The organism is Psychrobacter sp. MF31, assembly GCF_012847335.1.
In the GTDB taxonomy this organism is placed as follows: Bacteria; Pseudomonadota; Gammaproteobacteria; order Pseudomonadales; family Moraxellaceae; genus Psychrobacter.
On the sequence record NZ_JABBDX010000002.1, the window covers coordinates 267,170 to 282,290 of the forward strand.

Genomic DNA, 15,121 nt, shown 5'->3' on the forward strand with positions numbered 1-15,121 from the left:
TTATGAATAGTTAAGCTAAAACTGGCGCTTTGATGGTCACGCCAGCTTGGATTTTGCCGTCATCATCAAGCAGTTCCATCACCAGCTCATCATCAGTTTCAGTTTTGATTTGCCAATTGCCGCTTGCCGTTGGGATTCCAGTTGCCATGACCGAAATGGCTTTATTTTTTAAGCGGATCATTGGCGGCTTGTGCTCATAGCCTGAATGCTCAAATCCTAAAATATCATCCGCAATGGTCGCCGCTTGAGCGCGCAGTGGCGCCACGTAACGACAAGGCACGCCGTTAATCGACATACAATCGCCAATGGCATAAATATTTCGGGTACTGGTTCGCAGCGTTGGCGCATCAACTTTGATGCCAGTTCGGGTATCAAAGTCAATATTGGCAGCCGTTGGCAGCAATTTGTCTACGGTAAGACCAGTGCTTGCAATCACATGATCGGCGATAAAGGATTTTTCCTTACCCCCCAACTGATAACTGATCTCAAGCGTGCCGTCGTCATTTTTAATCACATCCATCACTTGAGCGCCGCCCAAAAACTCAATCCCTTGAGACTTAATGGCATTTGCAATTCGCGCGGTTGCAGCTTCTGGCAGCATTTGCGCAAGCGGTGCTTGGTTAATATCCATTAAAGTGACGCGATGACCCGCTTTTAGCAAATCTTCAGCAATTTCTGTACCGACCATGCCCGCGCCAACGATTGCCACGCGCTGAGCCTCGCCTTGCAATTGCTCTTGTAATTGCCCAAAGCGCTCAATGTGGTTGACGTGCCAAACCAACTCTTCGGGCAAGCTTTTTGGAAAAATCGGATGCGCGCCCATGGCAAGCACCAATTTGCCATAAGTTAGCGCCGCATAACCGGTATTTGCCGGATCAGATCGCGTGGTAGAAATCAGCTGCAATTGCTGTGATTTGGCATCAATATCAGTCACAGACGTGTTCGCCATCAAGGTAATATTGGCAGCTTTTGCCGCATCCATCCCTGACGCGCGAACCAAATCCGCCACGCGTTTGTTTTGGCTGATTGCCATTGTCAGCATCGGCTTATGATAGCGATCGCCGTTATCGCTTGTGATTAAGGTGATCGGAACGTCCTGATCTTTACTACGAATCGCGTCAATCACGTGCCAGCCTGCAAGCCCTGCCCCGATAATAACGATAGAATTTGATGGCAACTCTGTACTCATGACGACTCCAACTCAAAATCACAAACGAAAAATAAATTTTAAAACAGCTTTTAAAAAACCAGCCTTAAGCATTGTAGCAGCAAATTACCTCTACTCAAAAAATCATGGTCAATTTTGCTACTTTACAAAAAGCTTGATGACCATATTAAAAATCACCTTAATGATTTAAAATTTTGGATAAAAACGCCTGCGCGCGATCACTTTTCGCCCCAGCAAAAAACTCATCTTTGCTACAGTTCTCAACGATATGACCTTCATCCATAAAGATAATTCGGTTGGCAACTTGACTTGCAAAGCCCATTTCGTGAGTCACGCACATCATGGTCATGCCCTCGCGAGCAAGCTCAATCATCACATCAAGCACTTCTTGGATCATTTCAGGATCAAGCGCTGAGGTCGGCTCATCAAACAGCATCGCCACCGGATTCATCGACAAGGCACGAGCAATGGCTACGCGCTGCTGCTGACCACCAGAGAGTTCTGCCGGATATTTGGGCGCTTGCGCGGACAGCCCCACGCGATCCAAATAGCTCATGGCTTTTTGTTTGGCATCCCCCTCTTTGCGACCTAATACCTTAATTTGCGCGACGGTTAAATTGTCCAAAATGGTCAAATGCGGAAACAATTCAAAATGCTGAAACACCATGCCCACTTGGCTACGAAGCTTGGGCAAGTTGGTTTTGGGATCACCAACCGACACACCATTGACCAAAATCTGACCTTTTTGAAACGGCTCAAGACCATTGACGGTTTTAATCAAGGTCGATTTTCCGCTTCCAGAAGGTCCACAAACCACCACCACATCGCCTTTATGAACGTGAGCGGTACAGTTGGTCAGCACTTGAAAATTACCATACCATTTGCTGACCTCGCTCATTTTAATGACGATCTCATCGCTGGCATGACCGTTGTTGGTCACCAAACCACCAAATTCATTAATAAACGTATCTTTATCATTTAAATCAAGGTTATTAACGCCACTGCTGATATTATTTGTTGTCGTATTTTCCATAATTTTTTGCCCTATATTGTCAAGCGTTGCTGACTTATGTTGCACCATCACTTTTGCATCATGAACATTGGATCGCGGCTAAAATCGAAAGCGCCGCTGTAGCCGCTGAACGCCAATCGATGCTGCAAGACTGATCACAAAATAAACTGCCCCTGCGCCTAAAATGTAGGGCGTGAGCAGTCCCATCAGCTCACCGCGAACATAAGCGGCGCGGAAAAAATCGGTGACACCAATGGCAAAAACCAGCGTGGTATCTTGAAATAAAATAATACATTGCTGAAGCAGTAGAGGCAGCATCTTGCGAAACGCTTGCGGTAAAATGATCAAGCTCATGGTTTGCTTATAGTTCATCCCAAGGGCGCGCGCGGCATTGACCTGACCGCTACCAATCGACTGAATTCCGGCGCGAACCACTTCCGAAAAATAAGCCGCCTCAAACACCATAAACGCCACCACGCACGAGGTAAATGCGGTATCAAGCAGCAAATATTTGCCAGTAATCCAAAAATAAACCATCGGAACGGCAAAATAAAACCACAAAAGCACCAATAAAAGCGGCACTGAGCGAAAATAGTTCACGTAAAGCTTGGCGGGGATTTCAAGCGCTTTGATTCCTGATAAGCGCATAAGCGCTAAAATCGTCCCCAAGCCAATACCGCCAACGATGGCAAGACCAAGCACTTTTAAGGTGGTGAGCATCCCGCCTAAAAGCCCAGGATACGCCGTTGCAAGTTCTGTCGATAAACTCATTTTTGACCCCCTGCAATCAGCCCTGGAACGCGAAGTTTGCGCTCAATCAATCCCATAATAGCAATCAAAGAGAGGTTAAATACCAGATAAATAATCGTCGCGTAGGTGTAAATCTCAAAGTTATTTTGCGTATATTCGCTAATGGTTTTGGTTTGGCTGATCAGCTCCATCACCCCAACCAAGGATGCCACCGACGCATTTTTAAAACAGTTGGTCAGCTCAGAGCTAAGTGGTGGCAAAATCACTCGAAACGCTTGCGGCAAAAGCACTTCTTTATAAGCTTGCTTGACGTTGAGCCCGAGCGCAAAAGCGGCGTTGATTTGACCTTTAGGAAGCGATTCAATGCCGGTGCGAACCTGCTCAACAATCCGCGCGGCGGTGAATAGCCCCAAGCCAATACTTGCTGAAATCATCGCTGAGGTGTTGGGTGATAAGCCCTTATACCACCATTCTTGCAGCGCAGGCGTCAACCAACCGGGGGCGACATAAAACCAAAAAAACAGCTGAACCAGCAGCGGAATGTTTCTAAAAAAAGTCACATAAGCGGTACCAATGGCGCGCGCCGTTTTGTTTGGCAGCGTTCGCATGATCCCCAAAATCGTGCCGACCACCATCGCAATCAGCCAAGCAATGCTGCCGATCAAGAGCAACCAGCCAAGACCGGTCAACATCCAGTTGAGATACAGCTCACTGCCAACGCCGGTGGACTCAAATAACACGTTCCAATTCCAGCTATAGTTCATCGCCCCCTCCCTTAGTTTTTACCTTATCCTTAAGGCACTTACGCGCCTAAGGCGCGCAAGTGATCGGATCAATACAAACGGTTAATCATGGCGCTCGGTTAAGAAGCAGGAGCCGCCGGCGCTGCTGGTGCGACATTTTTTGGCTGAGTGCCATCATGCGGATCGGCTAAAAGCGCTTTTAAATTGTCCGACATTTCAAAGTTTAAGTTGACGTTTTTCGGTGGAATCGGATTTAAGAACCATTTGTCATAAATGCCGTTAATTTCACCAGAACTAAAGGTTGCGTTCAGCGCCTCATCAACGACCGCTTTAAACTCAGGATCGCCTTTTCGCATCATACAGCCGTAGATTTCAAACGATTGCGGCGTTCCAACGATGACCCAATCATTTGGATTTTTGGCTTTGGCTTTCTCGCCTGCTAAAAGCACATCATCCATCATAAAGGCGTCCGCGCGACCGCTCTCGAGCATCAAAAAGCCCTCGCCGTGGTCTTTGGCAGAGATGATATTGATGTTCATTTTATTGTCGTCGTTATATTTGCGGATATAACGCTCAGAAGTCGTTCCTGCGGTAGTGACCAAGGTTTTGCCTTTTAAATCGGCAAAGTCTTTGATTCCGGAGTCTTTTTTGGTCAAAAGACGCGTGCCAATTTCAAAAAAGCCGTTGGAAAAGGCAACTTGTTTTTGGCGCTCTTCGTTATTGGTGGTCGAGCCACACTCAAAATCGACCGTACCATTTTGTACGAGTGGGATTCGCGTTTGCGAGGTAATCAGGTTATAGCGAACGTTAAGATTGGGCATGTTCAGCTTTTGCTTGACCGCTTCAACCACTTTCATTTCCAAATCATGAGCGTAGCCAATCGGCTGCTTTGGGTCATCGGCAATATAAGAAAACGGAATCGAAGAGTCACGGTAGCCGACCACAATCGTTCCAGAATCTTTGATTTTTTGCAGCGTTTTGCCCATATCGCCGCCAGCGTTTGCGTTGCTGTCGGTTGTGGTGGCGGTCTCATTTGTTGCCGCCGTGTCGGTGGCAGTTTGGTTGCTATTATTACAGCCTGTCAAGGCAAGTGCGATCAGGGCGACAAGGCTAAGTGGTTTTGAGAGGGCATAAGTCATAAGACACATCCTGTTATCATAATGGAAATTGAGCGCGAAATATAAAACCGTTCCCGATAAGCCCTATCGGTCACTTGTCTTATCATGGCTTGGCATCGTCATTGCTTTGCTTCCTTGCTCTGACAGTAAGTTATCAAAATGCAACTTAATGTTACTCTACCTTAAATTTAGTTTCCTGCAAACTATTTTTTGTTATTGAGCGGGCAAAGTTTCAATTGCGATTCAATTAAAAAAACGGATAAAACTCTTAACTTTAGTTTTAATGCAAAAGCTTCGCCCTTTAATTTATATTGATAATTTCAAAAAAATCCCCATAACGTTGTCACTCTTCCAATCCAGTGATGACTCCTATTATGACTCAAAATGATCAACCTAACGCTTTAAACGCCGATTTAAGCCACGATATTCGCCAGCGCTTTTTTATTGAAAACTCCCCCGTTCGCGGCGATGTGGTTCGGCTAGCCAAAAGCTACGCGACCATCATTGCGCAAAAACCCTACCCTGAAGCGATCAAGCGCTTACTTGGTGAGATGCTAGCGGCAGCAAGTTTGTTAATTGGCACGCTAAAAATCGATGGCACGCTCTCCATTCAGCTGCAATCGTCAAATAGCGACAGTTTGCTCAATTGGGCAATGGCAGAATGTGACCGTGATGGCATCATCCGCGCGCTTGCCAGCTATAAAGACGACACCGAAGCTCAGCAAAACACTTGGAACCAAATGACCTCGGCAAATGACGCCTTTGCCGAGCTTGGCGCGGTTGGTGATGGCGTTTTGTTCATTAACATTCAGCCAAAACATGGTGAGGCTTATCAAGGTATCGTTGAGCGCAGTCACGACAATTTGGCAGATTGCTTGGCGCATTACCAAAAGCAATCCGCGCAAATTCCAACGCTGATTAATTTGGCATCAGATGGTCTGCAAGCTGGTGGTATTTTGGTGCAATTGTTGCCGCGCCGTGATGACGAAATTGAAACCGTTGATAACGATTTGTGGCCGCGACTGACCATGCTGACCAAAACCATCAAAGACAATGAGCTCACCAGCTTGCCACCAACCGAGCTGTTGTACCGACTTTATAATGAAGAAGAGGTCGTGCTTCCTGAGCCAGTTGCGCTTGAGTTTGGTTGCACTTGCTCAAAGGATAAATGCCGTGCTGCCATTTTACAAATCGGTGAAGCAGAAACGCTTGATATCATTGAAGAGCAAGGCGGCAGCTTTGATATGGACTGCGGATTTTGTGGCGCGGTTTATCAATTTGATAAAGCGGATGTTCAGCAGTTGTTTGCTGACTAGGGCGTGTTTTCATTTTAAACAAAAAAGTAAGGCGCTATAAACGTCTTACTTTTTTTATAAGGGTTCAGTTTAAATAGTTATAGTGAAATAGCTAGATTTAAATAGCTAAATTGAAATAAGAAGAATCAAATGACCACGCTTAATTCATTGGGATAAGAATGAATGCAAGAAATATTTACCGGCGGATCCAGTAAATCTTGACCGTTGGCAATCAGCCATTGAATGATTTGCTGATGGACGCGGTGATTGTATAAAAGATTATAGTGGCTGACCCCATAAAAAATGGCTTTGTGCTGCTCAGGAACCATCAGCGTATGAGCATCACTGTCCTCGCCAAGTGCTGAGGCAATATTCACCAAGCCATCACCAAGCAAGCTGGTTGCTTTTGAGTCGTAATGACCTTCAACCAACGTGGCAGCAATTAAATAACTTCTCACATGAAGCGGAAGCCTTGCCGGATGGCGAAAATCTTGCGGCAACACGCTTCGGGTATCCAAAGGCTTCCAATCCTCATCGCGAACGCTGCCATGGCGCAAGTCAATGATGCCGGCGCTGCGCAAGTTGCCAAGCGTCGCCAAAGAGCCTGCAAAGGGCAATTTGGCAATGATTTCTTGAACAAAATTGCCAATGCGCTCAAGGCTTGCGCCGTGATGCGGCGAGCCAAGCGTCATTAAATTACCAACCTGATTGACCCAATCAAAGCCTTGCGCTTTACCATAAAATAAGGCGCTTCTGGCGACCAAACCGCCCATGCTATGACCGATCAAGTCAATTTGGGTGATGTTTGGGTGATTGTCGAGCACATTTTTTAATAAATAGGACAAATCGCGACCATTGATCGAGATACGCTGACCGGAGTTGTAATCTAAATAAAGTACTGTCGTCCCAGAGATACTGCGCTCAATTTTTTTCCCCAAACCCTCAGGATCGCTTGGGTGCCAACTTAAGTGGCTCATACAAAGCCCGTGGCAAAGCACAATCAGTCGCCCTGACAGCGCCTCGTTTGGAATCTCGCCTTGGCTGTTATAAAGCACCATCGGCGTGGCAAGTGGGTTGTCATGATTGACCAAATGATCGCCCATCACGCCATTTAACACATTAACCAACGGCTTTAATCGGCGCGGTAACGGCTGGGTGGTATTTTGATTGACAATGGTATGATAAAGGTGCAAGCCGTTTGCAAGGTTACTGCCGACAAATTTGGCAGTTTTGCGAACGCGGTCATAAATCCTTGCGGTAATGCCGCGCTGCCATTTGTTTAGGCTGCGCTTATTTAAGCGCCCAAGCGGTCGTAGCAAAATTTCGCGGTGAATTGCCTCAACGATTTCGGTCACCTCAACCACGCCCATGGTAGCAAGGCAAGTTAAGCCTTCTAACATATCAGCCAAGGTCACAGGCTCGCGCTCAGCAAGGGGGATCAAATTTTGCGGGGTAGCAACCAGTCCTAACAGCGCTGATTCATCCAACTCCTCAAGCGAATCTAAAGCATCATAAAGCTCTAATGAGGTGATCGCTTCTTGAAAAGCATCCTGAATATCCGCCTGATCGGGCGACTTGATATCAACTTGGTCATCAATGGTCGGCTTAATTGCGAGCATAGGATAGGACGTTTTAGAATTTGCCATAATCAGGTCGCAATTTATATGAGGTCAATATGAAAATTAACTTGCCCTAACGATAAGAAATCATTGGCAAAACAGCCCTCATACTAGCCATTATTGCGATAAAACAACAGTAGTCTATTGTTGCAAAACCTTAATCAAGCGCTTTGAACTTGGGCTTGCCACCGATGATTGCCAAGCTTGAGTATTAACTTATCATTTACGGTAAGTTTGCCCACGCCGCTTGGCGTTCCGGTCATGATCACATCGCCTGCTTGCAAACTAAACGCTTGGCTAATTTGGGAAATCAGCTCAATCACCGGAAACAACATCAAGCTGCTGTCGCCATCTTGGACGGTTTCATCATTGATCATCAACTGATAATTGACATTTTTAAAATCGCCAAATTCAGCTGAGTCCACCCAATCGCCCAAAACGCAAGCGCCATCAAAGCATTTAGCGCGCTCCCAAGGCTGACCTTTGGCTTTAAGCGCACTTTGCAGCTCACGCAAGGTTAAATCAAGCCCTAAAGTTACCGCCCCAATGGCAGATTTTGCGTCATCATAACTGGCATTTTTTAAGTCGCGCATCAACTGAATGCAAAGCTCGGCTTCATAATGGGTATCGCCAAATTTATCCGCATTAGGAAGATCGATTGATCCCACTTCTTTTTGGTTCAAATAAGTCACGCAAGACGCCGGCTTCATAAATAATAGCGGCGATTTTGGAACGTCATTGCCAAGCTCGCGAGCATGAGCGGCATAATTGCGACCAACGCAAACCACTTTACCAATGGTAAGATTGTTTTTTTCAGGCGAAAGCTCAGCGGTCATGGCACCATCCTTTTGAGTTATTTTAGATGTTAAAAAGCAGAGTTATGAGTTAGAAAATTGACTGTAATCGACGATCATATATTTTGCTGGAATGTCTTTTTTCTCAACGCCTTCATCCGCCATAAACACCAGCTTTTTTTGACCGTTAATGATTAAATCATCAATGGCTTCGATATTTTTGAGCTGATTTAATTGCGGGATGGCGACTTTTTTAGGGACATCGTTAACCGTGCCGCCCCAAGTCCAAATTTGCGAGACGTCTTTGCCTTTGTCATTGGTAATTTCATTGGCAATGATAAAGGTGTTTAAATGCTCATCAAAATGCAAGGAGCGAATGCCGCCACCGCTCAAATCTAAAAAAATAGGCGCGCCAAAATTGGGCTTGGCTTTTTGATCAAACATGGCATCAATATTGGTGATCGGTACGATAATAGATAAGTTACCTGCCATCGGCGCGCGCAGCCCAAGCAGCAGCGTGTTGTTTTTGGGCAAATACGCCATGCCTTCAATGTTTAAATCTGAAAAATGCGGCGCACTTTTCGACTTGGCTTTGATGGCATCGGCAAGCGTTTTATCCGCGCGCAAATCATCACGAAGGCTGGTGACGCGAGCGATATTTTGAGCTTGACCATTTTTGACCGTAAAGCGGAGCAACTGCTCACGATTAGGATCGCGGTCGCCTTTTTTATTGGATGAATGCGACGTTGCTGCAAAAATCCGACCGTGGTTGTCCCCCGCCAAATTTTCTAAATCATCAAGCTTATGACCAAAGCTTTTGATGAGCTTATGATTGGCAGCTTTATTTTCAAGCAAGCGACCATCAGAAGCAATGGTCAATAGGCTCATTGCGCTTTCAATTTCATCTTCCACCACCAAAATATGACCGTCTGGAAGCTGAAAAACCGCTGACGGCTCATAAATATTTTCAAACGTGCGAATGTCAACGCTTGCCGCTTGAGCCGTTACTTGAGACGTTTTTGAACTCGTTTCAGCTGCCGCCGCCGCTGGGCTTGGCGCAAGACCTAGCGCAGATTTTAAGACAATAGCGCCGCCAACAAGGGCAACAGCACCCCAAGTGATACGGGCGGATTTTGGGGTGATTGATTGGCTCATAACTGCCTCTTTTAACTTAAGATAGTCATATATTATAAATGCTTATCAGCGGATTTTTTGCCTTTGCTACATCCTGTAACATAATGATTCTCATTAGCGCTTAGACTTAGTTTCGGGCAAAATATTTTTATAATCCAGCATCACATAGCGCGCATGAATGCCTTTTTTGGCATCGCCTTCATCTGCCATAAAAATCATTTTTATGGTGCCATTGGCGGTAATGGAGTCAATCGCTTCGATGTTTTGCAAAGCAGCAAGCTCAGGGGCGTTAAGTTTTACCGGCTTGTCATCAATATCCCCCGACCACGTCCAAATCTGCGCTTTTTTGTCGCCATCGGCGTTGGTGATTTCATTGGCAATTACAAATTGGCTAAGCACAGCATCAAAATACAAGGAGCGGATGCCGCCGCCATCTAAATCCAAGAAGATGGGCGTCCCAAATTGCGGCGGCGCTTTTTGTGAGAACATAGCTTCCGTGTTGATGATCGGAATGATGATGGAGCGATTTCCCGCCAATGGCGTTCGCAGTCCAAGCATCAAGTTGCCGCTGTCATTATCAAAGGCGAGACCTTCAATGTCCAAATCCTTAAAGTCAACGCTGGTGTTAAGCGCCTGCTCAAAAGCCGCTTGCAATTCGCTTGAATTTTTCAAATCATCGCGAAGGGTTGTGACTTCCTTAATGTCGGAGGGGATATTGCCATTGACCCGAAAGCGCAGCAGCTGCTCACGGGTTGGGTCACGATGACCATTTGAGTCGGAGGAATGCGAGGTGATGGCATAAATAAAGCCTTTGGCATCGGCGCTCAACCCTTCTAAATCATTAAGTTTGCGACCAAAACCGCGCGTCATTTGCAAACTTGCCACCTGATTTTCAACCAAACTGCCATCGGGCTCAACGGTCAAAATATTCATCGCGCGATGCTCTTCGTCTTCAACCACCAAAACGCGACCGTCCGGAAGCTGCTGAACGGCAGACGGCTCATAAACATCCGTAAGCGTTCCCATTCCGGTAGCCGTCAATGGCGTAACCGGCGGCTGACCGAGGGCGGCAGGATAAAAAAACACCAAGCCTTTTAACAAAATTGAGGTCAATACCGAAACCAGCATTCCCCAACGAAACAACGAGTAGGAAATACTGAGCATTTTAAAATTGCGAGCGGCAATTTGCCCAAGCCAATACAACTGATCGCTCATCGCGTGATAAGTCTCATCGCGGTCGCGCATCAGCGCTTGCATTTGCCCCCAATATTCTTCTCGCGACAACTGCATCCGGTCTTTGTTAATCAATAAATTGACTTTGTCACCGCCGCCAAACTGATTGGCTTTGTGCAAATAAGCCTGTAATTCCTGCCTTGAGGCTTGTTTTTTGACCCAAGCTTTGCCCCAAGCAAAAAATCCGGCAAAGTAATTTGCCTTTTCAGGAGCTGCCGCCAAAATGGCGAAAAAAATGGAAGCGGCAGCGGTAAACATAAACATGCCCGCCGGAACTAAAAACGCGGCTGAGGACACAAAAATAAATGCCCCTGAAATCATCAGCGCTGAGATGATGATGCCGTTTAACGAAATCATGATGTTAGCTTTGGTTGCTGCTAAGGCAATCAAATCAAGCTCCGTTCGCAAGGCATTGCGAAACATCGTTTCAACAGCTTTTGACGTTCCAAGCGGGATGGCTTCAACAGCGCCGCGCTGAAAGGTAATATCGGTCATCAATTTTGGCTTTGGGGCGGCTTTTTTCTGCTTTTTTTTCTTTTCTAACTTGCTCAATACTAACCTGCTACTAATCTGGATTCGAGTGGGCGGCTTGCAATGCCAACGGTTGGCTTGCTGCCGGATAAAGAGGCGCGCTTGGCGGCAAGCGCAAGATGGGGGTTTGACCGTTACGGAATCGTTTTGGTCAGCACATCGGGTGGAACGTAAGTCAAATAGCGGTTTAAGCGGCGCTCAAGGGTTCGAAACCCAAATAAAATAACCCAAGACAGCAGCAGATAAATCACCCCTGCGGCAAAAAACAGCTCCATCAAGGTGTAGGTTCGCGCGCTGATGGTTCGGGCAACGCCGGTGATGTCCATCAATGCAACCGTTGAGGCAAGCGCGCTGCCTTTGAGCATAAAAATGACTTCATTGCTGTAAGCTGGAATCACAATACCAAAGGCGCGCGGTAAGGTAATTCGGGTCAGCTTTTGCCATTTTGACATGCCAATGGCGTCCGCCGCTTCAAGCTCGCCTGTAGGAATCGCTTGAATTGCCCCACGAATAATCTCTGCCAAATAGGCACTGGTGTTCATGGTAAACGCGATGATCGCACACCAATAGGCTTGGCTTAATACCGGCTCCCACAAAAATGAGTTGCGGATTGCCTCAAATTGACCCAAACCATAGTAAATCAAAAAGATCTGAACCAAAAGCGGCGTGCCACGAAAAAAGAAAATATAAGCAAAGGGCAAGGCTTGAACCGCCATGCTTTTTGACAATCGCAGCTGAGCTAAAATCAGCCCAAAAAACAGCCCCACAATTCCTGAAATGACCACCAGCTGAACGGTCAACACCGCCCCGCCAAGCAGCTCTGGGATATGGTCAAAAATTACTTGCCAATTCCAATCCATCACCTGCTCCTTTAATTACCGATGGTCTGTGCAGGCGTTCGCGCCAGCTTTTTGGCATAGCGCGCGGCTGGATTGGCGCGCCACTCAAGCCACATGGTCATCCCAGTAATCAAAATGGTCAGCCCCAAATAAATAATTGCCGCTGCCATATAAAAGGTAAATGGCTGCTGGGTTGACTGCGCCGCGCGCGAGGACTGATACATGATGTCTTTAAGCCCAACCACAGAAACCAGTGCCGTATCTTTGAGCAAGACTAAGAATAAGTTACCAAGACCGGGAAGTGCAATTTGCCAAACTTGCGGCAAGGTGATTCGATAAAAAATCTGCATGGGTCGCATGCCAATGGCTTGCGCCGCTTCGCTTTGACCGATCGGGATTTCTTGAATTGCCATCCGCAAAATTTCGGTAGCATAAGCGCCAAAAGCGATAGACAGCGCCATCACCCCGCCCCAAAAAGCGCTGATCTCAATATAATCGTTATAACCAAAGGATTTAAGAATACTCATCAGCACCATTGAGCCGCCGTAATAAATAAACAGCACCAAAAGCAGCTCAGGGATACCGCGCATCGTGGCGGTATAAATGGTGGCAAGCTTTCTAAAGATCCAAATCGATGACAGTTTGGCAGTGGCGCCAAGAAGACCCAAGATCATGCCAATGGCAAGGCTGGTCACAGTAATCTTAATGGTGACGACCGCCCCGCTGAGCAGTAGCGCCCCAAATCCTTGTAAATCAATCACAGTGGTTCACTTTGTCTGATGGATTACTCAAAACTGCCCGCCCAAAACTATAATTGCCAGCATATCTTTTGGCAACGTTTTGGTGATCCGATGTTCGCGAGTAAAATGAGGGCTGATTTTAGCATATCCATTCTCAAGTATGTTATTTTCTCTTCATGAAACTGGGCTAAAAAATGCAATTTACCCAAAATCTTTGGCGTTATTTTAAAAAAAAAGCCTTGATAAACAAGACTTGAGCGATCGTCATAAAAAAACAGCACCAAATTGGCGCTGCTTTTAACGCCAATTTCAAGACTATTTGCTGCTATCTTCTGCCGCCTTTTCTGTTGACTCTGCTAGCTTATTTTGCGCCGCGGTGTTTAATGAAAAATACTTTTGATAAATGGTGTCGTAAGTGCCATTGGCTTTGATATGGGCAAGCGACTGATTAAGCTTATCGGTTAACGCCTCATTAGGTCGCGTGGCGATGGCAAAATGGTCATTGATATCAATGTCATCGCCTTTAATGGTAAAGCCTTTGCCGGAGGGCGATCCCAGCCATTGCAAAGCGGGCAATTTGTCCGAAATCATGGCATCAACGCGGCCAGCGCCCAAATCCAAAAAGGCGTTACTGAGCGTATCATAAAGTTTCATGTCCGCTTTTGGGTAGGCTTTTTCAAACCACTGCGAGGAGATGGTCGAGCGCTGAGCCGCAATCGAGTGGGCATTGATGTCCGCCTCATTTTTTGGGTCAAAGCTTGCGCCATCTTTTGCTAAAAATACTAAGGCGTTGCTAAAATAGGGCTCGGTAAAGCTGACCTGCTGAGCGCGCTCAGGGGTGATCGACATCGCGGCAACAATGGCATCATATTTCCCAGCTTTAAGCCCCGGAATAATCCCATCCCAATCTTGAGCAACGATGTCACATTTGACCTTCATGTCTTCACAAAGCGCGTGAGCAATCTCAACATCAAAGCCGCCCAAACTGCCATCGGCATTGGTAAAGTTAAATGGCGCATAAGCCCCTTCCGTGCCAATTCTGAGCACCTCCCCTGAAGGCGCATTATCCGCAGAAGCCGCTGAGGGGTCAGCGCTGTCTTTATTTTCGGGGTTGCTACAACCTGCAAGCATCAACGCGCCCAGTCCAACTGCCAAAAACGGCTGAGCTTTGCGAGCGCCAGTTCCCATCACTGCCATAACTTTTATCCTTTAAAAAGCCCGTTGGCGCGACCTTGTTAGCCGCGCCAAAGCCGCTCGTAAGCTATTATTGCGCTACGTTTTTAGGTTGAGCCGTTTTGTCATCGACGACGACCACATCGTGAGTATCGCCAGCGGCATTTTCTGCTTTGGTGCTGGTTCCAAAATAGCTGGTGGTGATTTTTTCATAAGTGCCGTTGGCTTTAATTTCGGCTAAGGCTTTGTTAAATTTAGCAATCAGCGGCGAGCCTTTTTTAAAGGCAATTCCCATCGCGTCCTCATCGGAGCTGATTTCTGCGCCTTTAACTTCATAATCTTTGCCCGCGTCCGTTTTAAGCCAGTCAAGTCCCACCACTTTATCTGACATCATGGCGCGAACGCGACCGGAGGTTAAATCAAGATAGGCGTTGTCTTGGGTATCATAAAGCTTAATGTCCGCCTCGCCATGCTCGTCCTGCAGATATTGCGCGGCAACAGTGGCACGCTGAGCGGCAATCGGCTGAGCCTTTAGCTCATCAACGGTAATGTTGTCGCCTTTTTTACCGATCAAAATGATGCCGGTGTGATAATACGGATCGCTAAAATCAACTGCCTGTTTGCGCTCAGGGGTGATGGACATTCCTGCAATGGCAGCATCAAACTTGTTGGCGTTCAGCCCTGGAATCAAACCATCCCAATCTTGTGAGGTGACCTCACATTCGGCTTTCATTTGCGCGCATAACGCATCGACCAGCTCAATTTCATAACCGATCAATTTGCCGTTAGCATCGGTGTAGCTGAACGGCTTAAAGCTTGATTCAGTGGCGATTTTGATGTGGGGGGTATCATTTGCACCATTAGCAGCGCCTGATTCCGTGCTATTGCTACAAGCCGTCAGCAAACTTGCTGCACTGATGACGGCAAAAAGCGCGGATTTGGTAAACATTTTCCGGTGAGCAATCATTTTAA

14 protein-coding genes are annotated in these 15,121 nt (G+C 46.7%); 1 reads left to right on the forward strand and 13 read right to left on the reverse strand.

The genetic code is table 11. The features are described 5' to 3' along the window. Positions 1-10: 10 nt before the first annotated feature. The 5 genes from HF322_RS04360 to HF322_RS04380 all read right to left on the reverse strand — a co-directional run bounded on the left by HF322_RS04360 (position 11) and on the right by HF322_RS04380 (position 4,812). Positions 11-1,189, reverse strand: a complete 1,179-nt coding sequence (locus HF322_RS04360; protein WP_169392178.1) for an FAD-dependent oxidoreductase — start codon at positions 1,187-1,189, stop codon at positions 11-13. 157 nt (positions 1,190-1,346) lie between these two features. Further along, positions 1,347-2,066, reverse strand: coding sequence for an amino acid ABC transporter ATP-binding protein (locus HF322_RS04365; protein WP_223193174.1), 720 nt, complete (start codon positions 2,064-2,066; stop codon positions 1,347-1,349). Positions 2,067-2,279: 213 nt separating this feature from the next. Next, complete coding sequence (locus HF322_RS04370; RefSeq protein ID WP_169392180.1) at positions 2,280-2,951, reverse strand: ABC transporter permease subunit; 672 nt, start codon at positions 2,949-2,951, stop codon at positions 2,280-2,282. Next, positions 2,948-3,694 (reverse strand): amino acid ABC transporter permease, encoded by a 747-nt coding sequence (locus HF322_RS04375; RefSeq protein WP_169392181.1) that lies wholly within the window; start codon positions 3,692-3,694, stop codon positions 2,948-2,950. Before HF322_RS04375 ends, HF322_RS04370 begins: the two co-directional genes overlap by 4 nt. A gap of 98 nt (positions 3,695-3,792) precedes the next feature. Next, positions 3,793-4,812, reverse strand: coding sequence for a glutamate/aspartate ABC transporter substrate-binding protein (locus HF322_RS04380; protein ID WP_169392182.1), 1,020 nt, complete (start codon positions 4,810-4,812; stop codon positions 3,793-3,795). Positions 4,813-5,165: 353 nt separating this feature from the next. Here HF322_RS04380 and HF322_RS04385 point away from each other — a divergent pair, with 353 nt between their 5' ends. Next, the gene (locus HF322_RS04385; protein WP_169392183.1) at positions 5,166-6,107 is read left to right on the forward strand and encodes an Hsp33 family molecular chaperone HslO; all 942 of its coding nucleotides are present in this window, start codon (positions 5,166-5,168) and stop codon (positions 6,105-6,107) included. A gap of 125 nt (positions 6,108-6,232) precedes the next feature. On the opposite strand, the gene HF322_RS04390 is transcribed toward HF322_RS04385, so the two are convergent. The 8 genes from HF322_RS04390 to HF322_RS04425 all read right to left on the reverse strand — a co-directional run bounded on the left by HF322_RS04390 (position 6,233) and on the right by HF322_RS04425 (position 15,116). Next, a complete protein-coding gene (locus tag HF322_RS04390) occupies positions 6,233-7,732 on the reverse strand; it encodes a GPI inositol-deacylase (protein WP_223193164.1) in 1,500 nt (499 codons plus the stop codon). A gap of 134 nt (positions 7,733-7,866) precedes the next feature. Next, positions 7,867-8,541 (reverse strand): fumarylacetoacetate hydrolase family protein, encoded by a 675-nt coding sequence (locus HF322_RS04395; protein ID WP_169392184.1) that lies wholly within the window; start codon positions 8,539-8,541, stop codon positions 7,867-7,869. 42 nt (positions 8,542-8,583) lie between these two features. Next, positions 8,584-9,654 (reverse strand): DUF3616 domain-containing protein, encoded by a 1,071-nt coding sequence (locus HF322_RS04400; protein ID WP_169392185.1) that lies wholly within the window; start codon positions 9,652-9,654, stop codon positions 8,584-8,586. A gap of 93 nt (positions 9,655-9,747) precedes the next feature. Further along, positions 9,748-11,361: a DUF3616 domain-containing protein gene (locus HF322_RS04405; protein ID WP_169392186.1), complete on the reverse strand. Its 1,614-nt coding sequence runs from the start codon at positions 11,359-11,361 to the stop codon at positions 9,748-9,750. A gap of 170 nt (positions 11,362-11,531) precedes the next feature. Beyond that, the gene (locus HF322_RS04410; RefSeq protein ID WP_169392187.1) at positions 11,532-12,257 is read right to left on the reverse strand and encodes an ABC transporter permease; all 726 of its coding nucleotides are present in this window, start codon (positions 12,255-12,257) and stop codon (positions 11,532-11,534) included. An 11-nt stretch (positions 12,258-12,268) separates the two neighbouring features. Further along, complete coding sequence (locus HF322_RS04415; RefSeq protein ID WP_169392188.1) at positions 12,269-12,997, reverse strand: ABC transporter permease; 729 nt, start codon at positions 12,995-12,997, stop codon at positions 12,269-12,271. Between the two features lie 294 nt (positions 12,998-13,291). Next, on the reverse strand, positions 13,292-14,173 hold the full coding sequence (locus HF322_RS04420) for a transporter substrate-binding domain-containing protein (RefSeq protein ID WP_169392189.1): 882 nt from the start codon (positions 14,171-14,173) through the stop codon (positions 13,292-13,294). 67 nt (positions 14,174-14,240) lie between these two features. Further along, complete coding sequence (locus HF322_RS04425; RefSeq protein ID WP_169392190.1) at positions 14,241-15,116, reverse strand: transporter substrate-binding domain-containing protein; 876 nt, start codon at positions 15,114-15,116, stop codon at positions 14,241-14,243. Positions 15,117-15,121 lie beyond the last annotated feature (5 nt).

Coding starts and splice junctions, on each gene's coding strand:
- HF322_RS04360 (WP_169392178.1), bottom strand. CDS start 1,189: ATGAGTACAGAGTTGCCATCAAATTCTATCGTTATTATCGGGGCAGGG.
- HF322_RS04365 (WP_223193174.1), bottom strand. CDS start 2,066: ATGAGCGAGGTCAGCAAATGGTATGGTAATTTTCAAGTGCTGACCAAC.
- HF322_RS04390 (WP_223193164.1), bottom strand. CDS start 7,732: ATGGCAAATTCTAAAACGTCCTATCCTATGCTCGCAATTAAGCCGACC.
- HF322_RS04405 (WP_169392186.1), bottom strand. CDS start 11,361: ATGACCGATATTACCTTTCAGCGCGGCGCTGTTGAAGCCATCCCGCTT.
- HF322_RS04410 (WP_169392187.1), bottom strand. CDS start 12,257: ATGGATTGGAATTGGCAAGTAATTTTTGACCATATCCCAGAGCTGCTT.
- HF322_RS04380 (WP_169392182.1), bottom strand. CDS start 4,812: ATGACTTATGCCCTCTCAAAACCACTTAGCCTTGTCGCCCTGATCGCA.
- HF322_RS04370 (WP_169392180.1), bottom strand. CDS start 2,951: ATGAGTTTATCGACAGAACTTGCAACGGCGTATCCTGGGCTTTTAGGC.
- HF322_RS04420 (WP_169392189.1), bottom strand. CDS start 14,173: ATGGCAGTGATGGGAACTGGCGCTCGCAAAGCTCAGCCGTTTTTGGCA.
- HF322_RS04395 (WP_169392184.1), bottom strand. CDS start 8,541: ATGACCGCTGAGCTTTCGCCTGAAAAAAACAATCTTACCATTGGTAAA.
- HF322_RS04385 (WP_169392183.1), top strand. CDS start 5,166: ATGACTCAAAATGATCAACCTAACGCTTTAAACGCCGATTTAAGCCAC.
- HF322_RS04425 (WP_169392190.1), bottom strand. CDS start 15,116: ATGATTGCTCACCGGAAAATGTTTACCAAATCCGCGCTTTTTGCCGTC.
- HF322_RS04400 (WP_169392185.1), bottom strand. CDS start 9,654: ATGAGCCAATCAATCACCCCAAAATCCGCCCGTATCACTTGGGGTGCT.
- HF322_RS04375 (WP_169392181.1), bottom strand. CDS start 3,694: ATGAACTATAGCTGGAATTGGAACGTGTTATTTGAGTCCACCGGCGTT.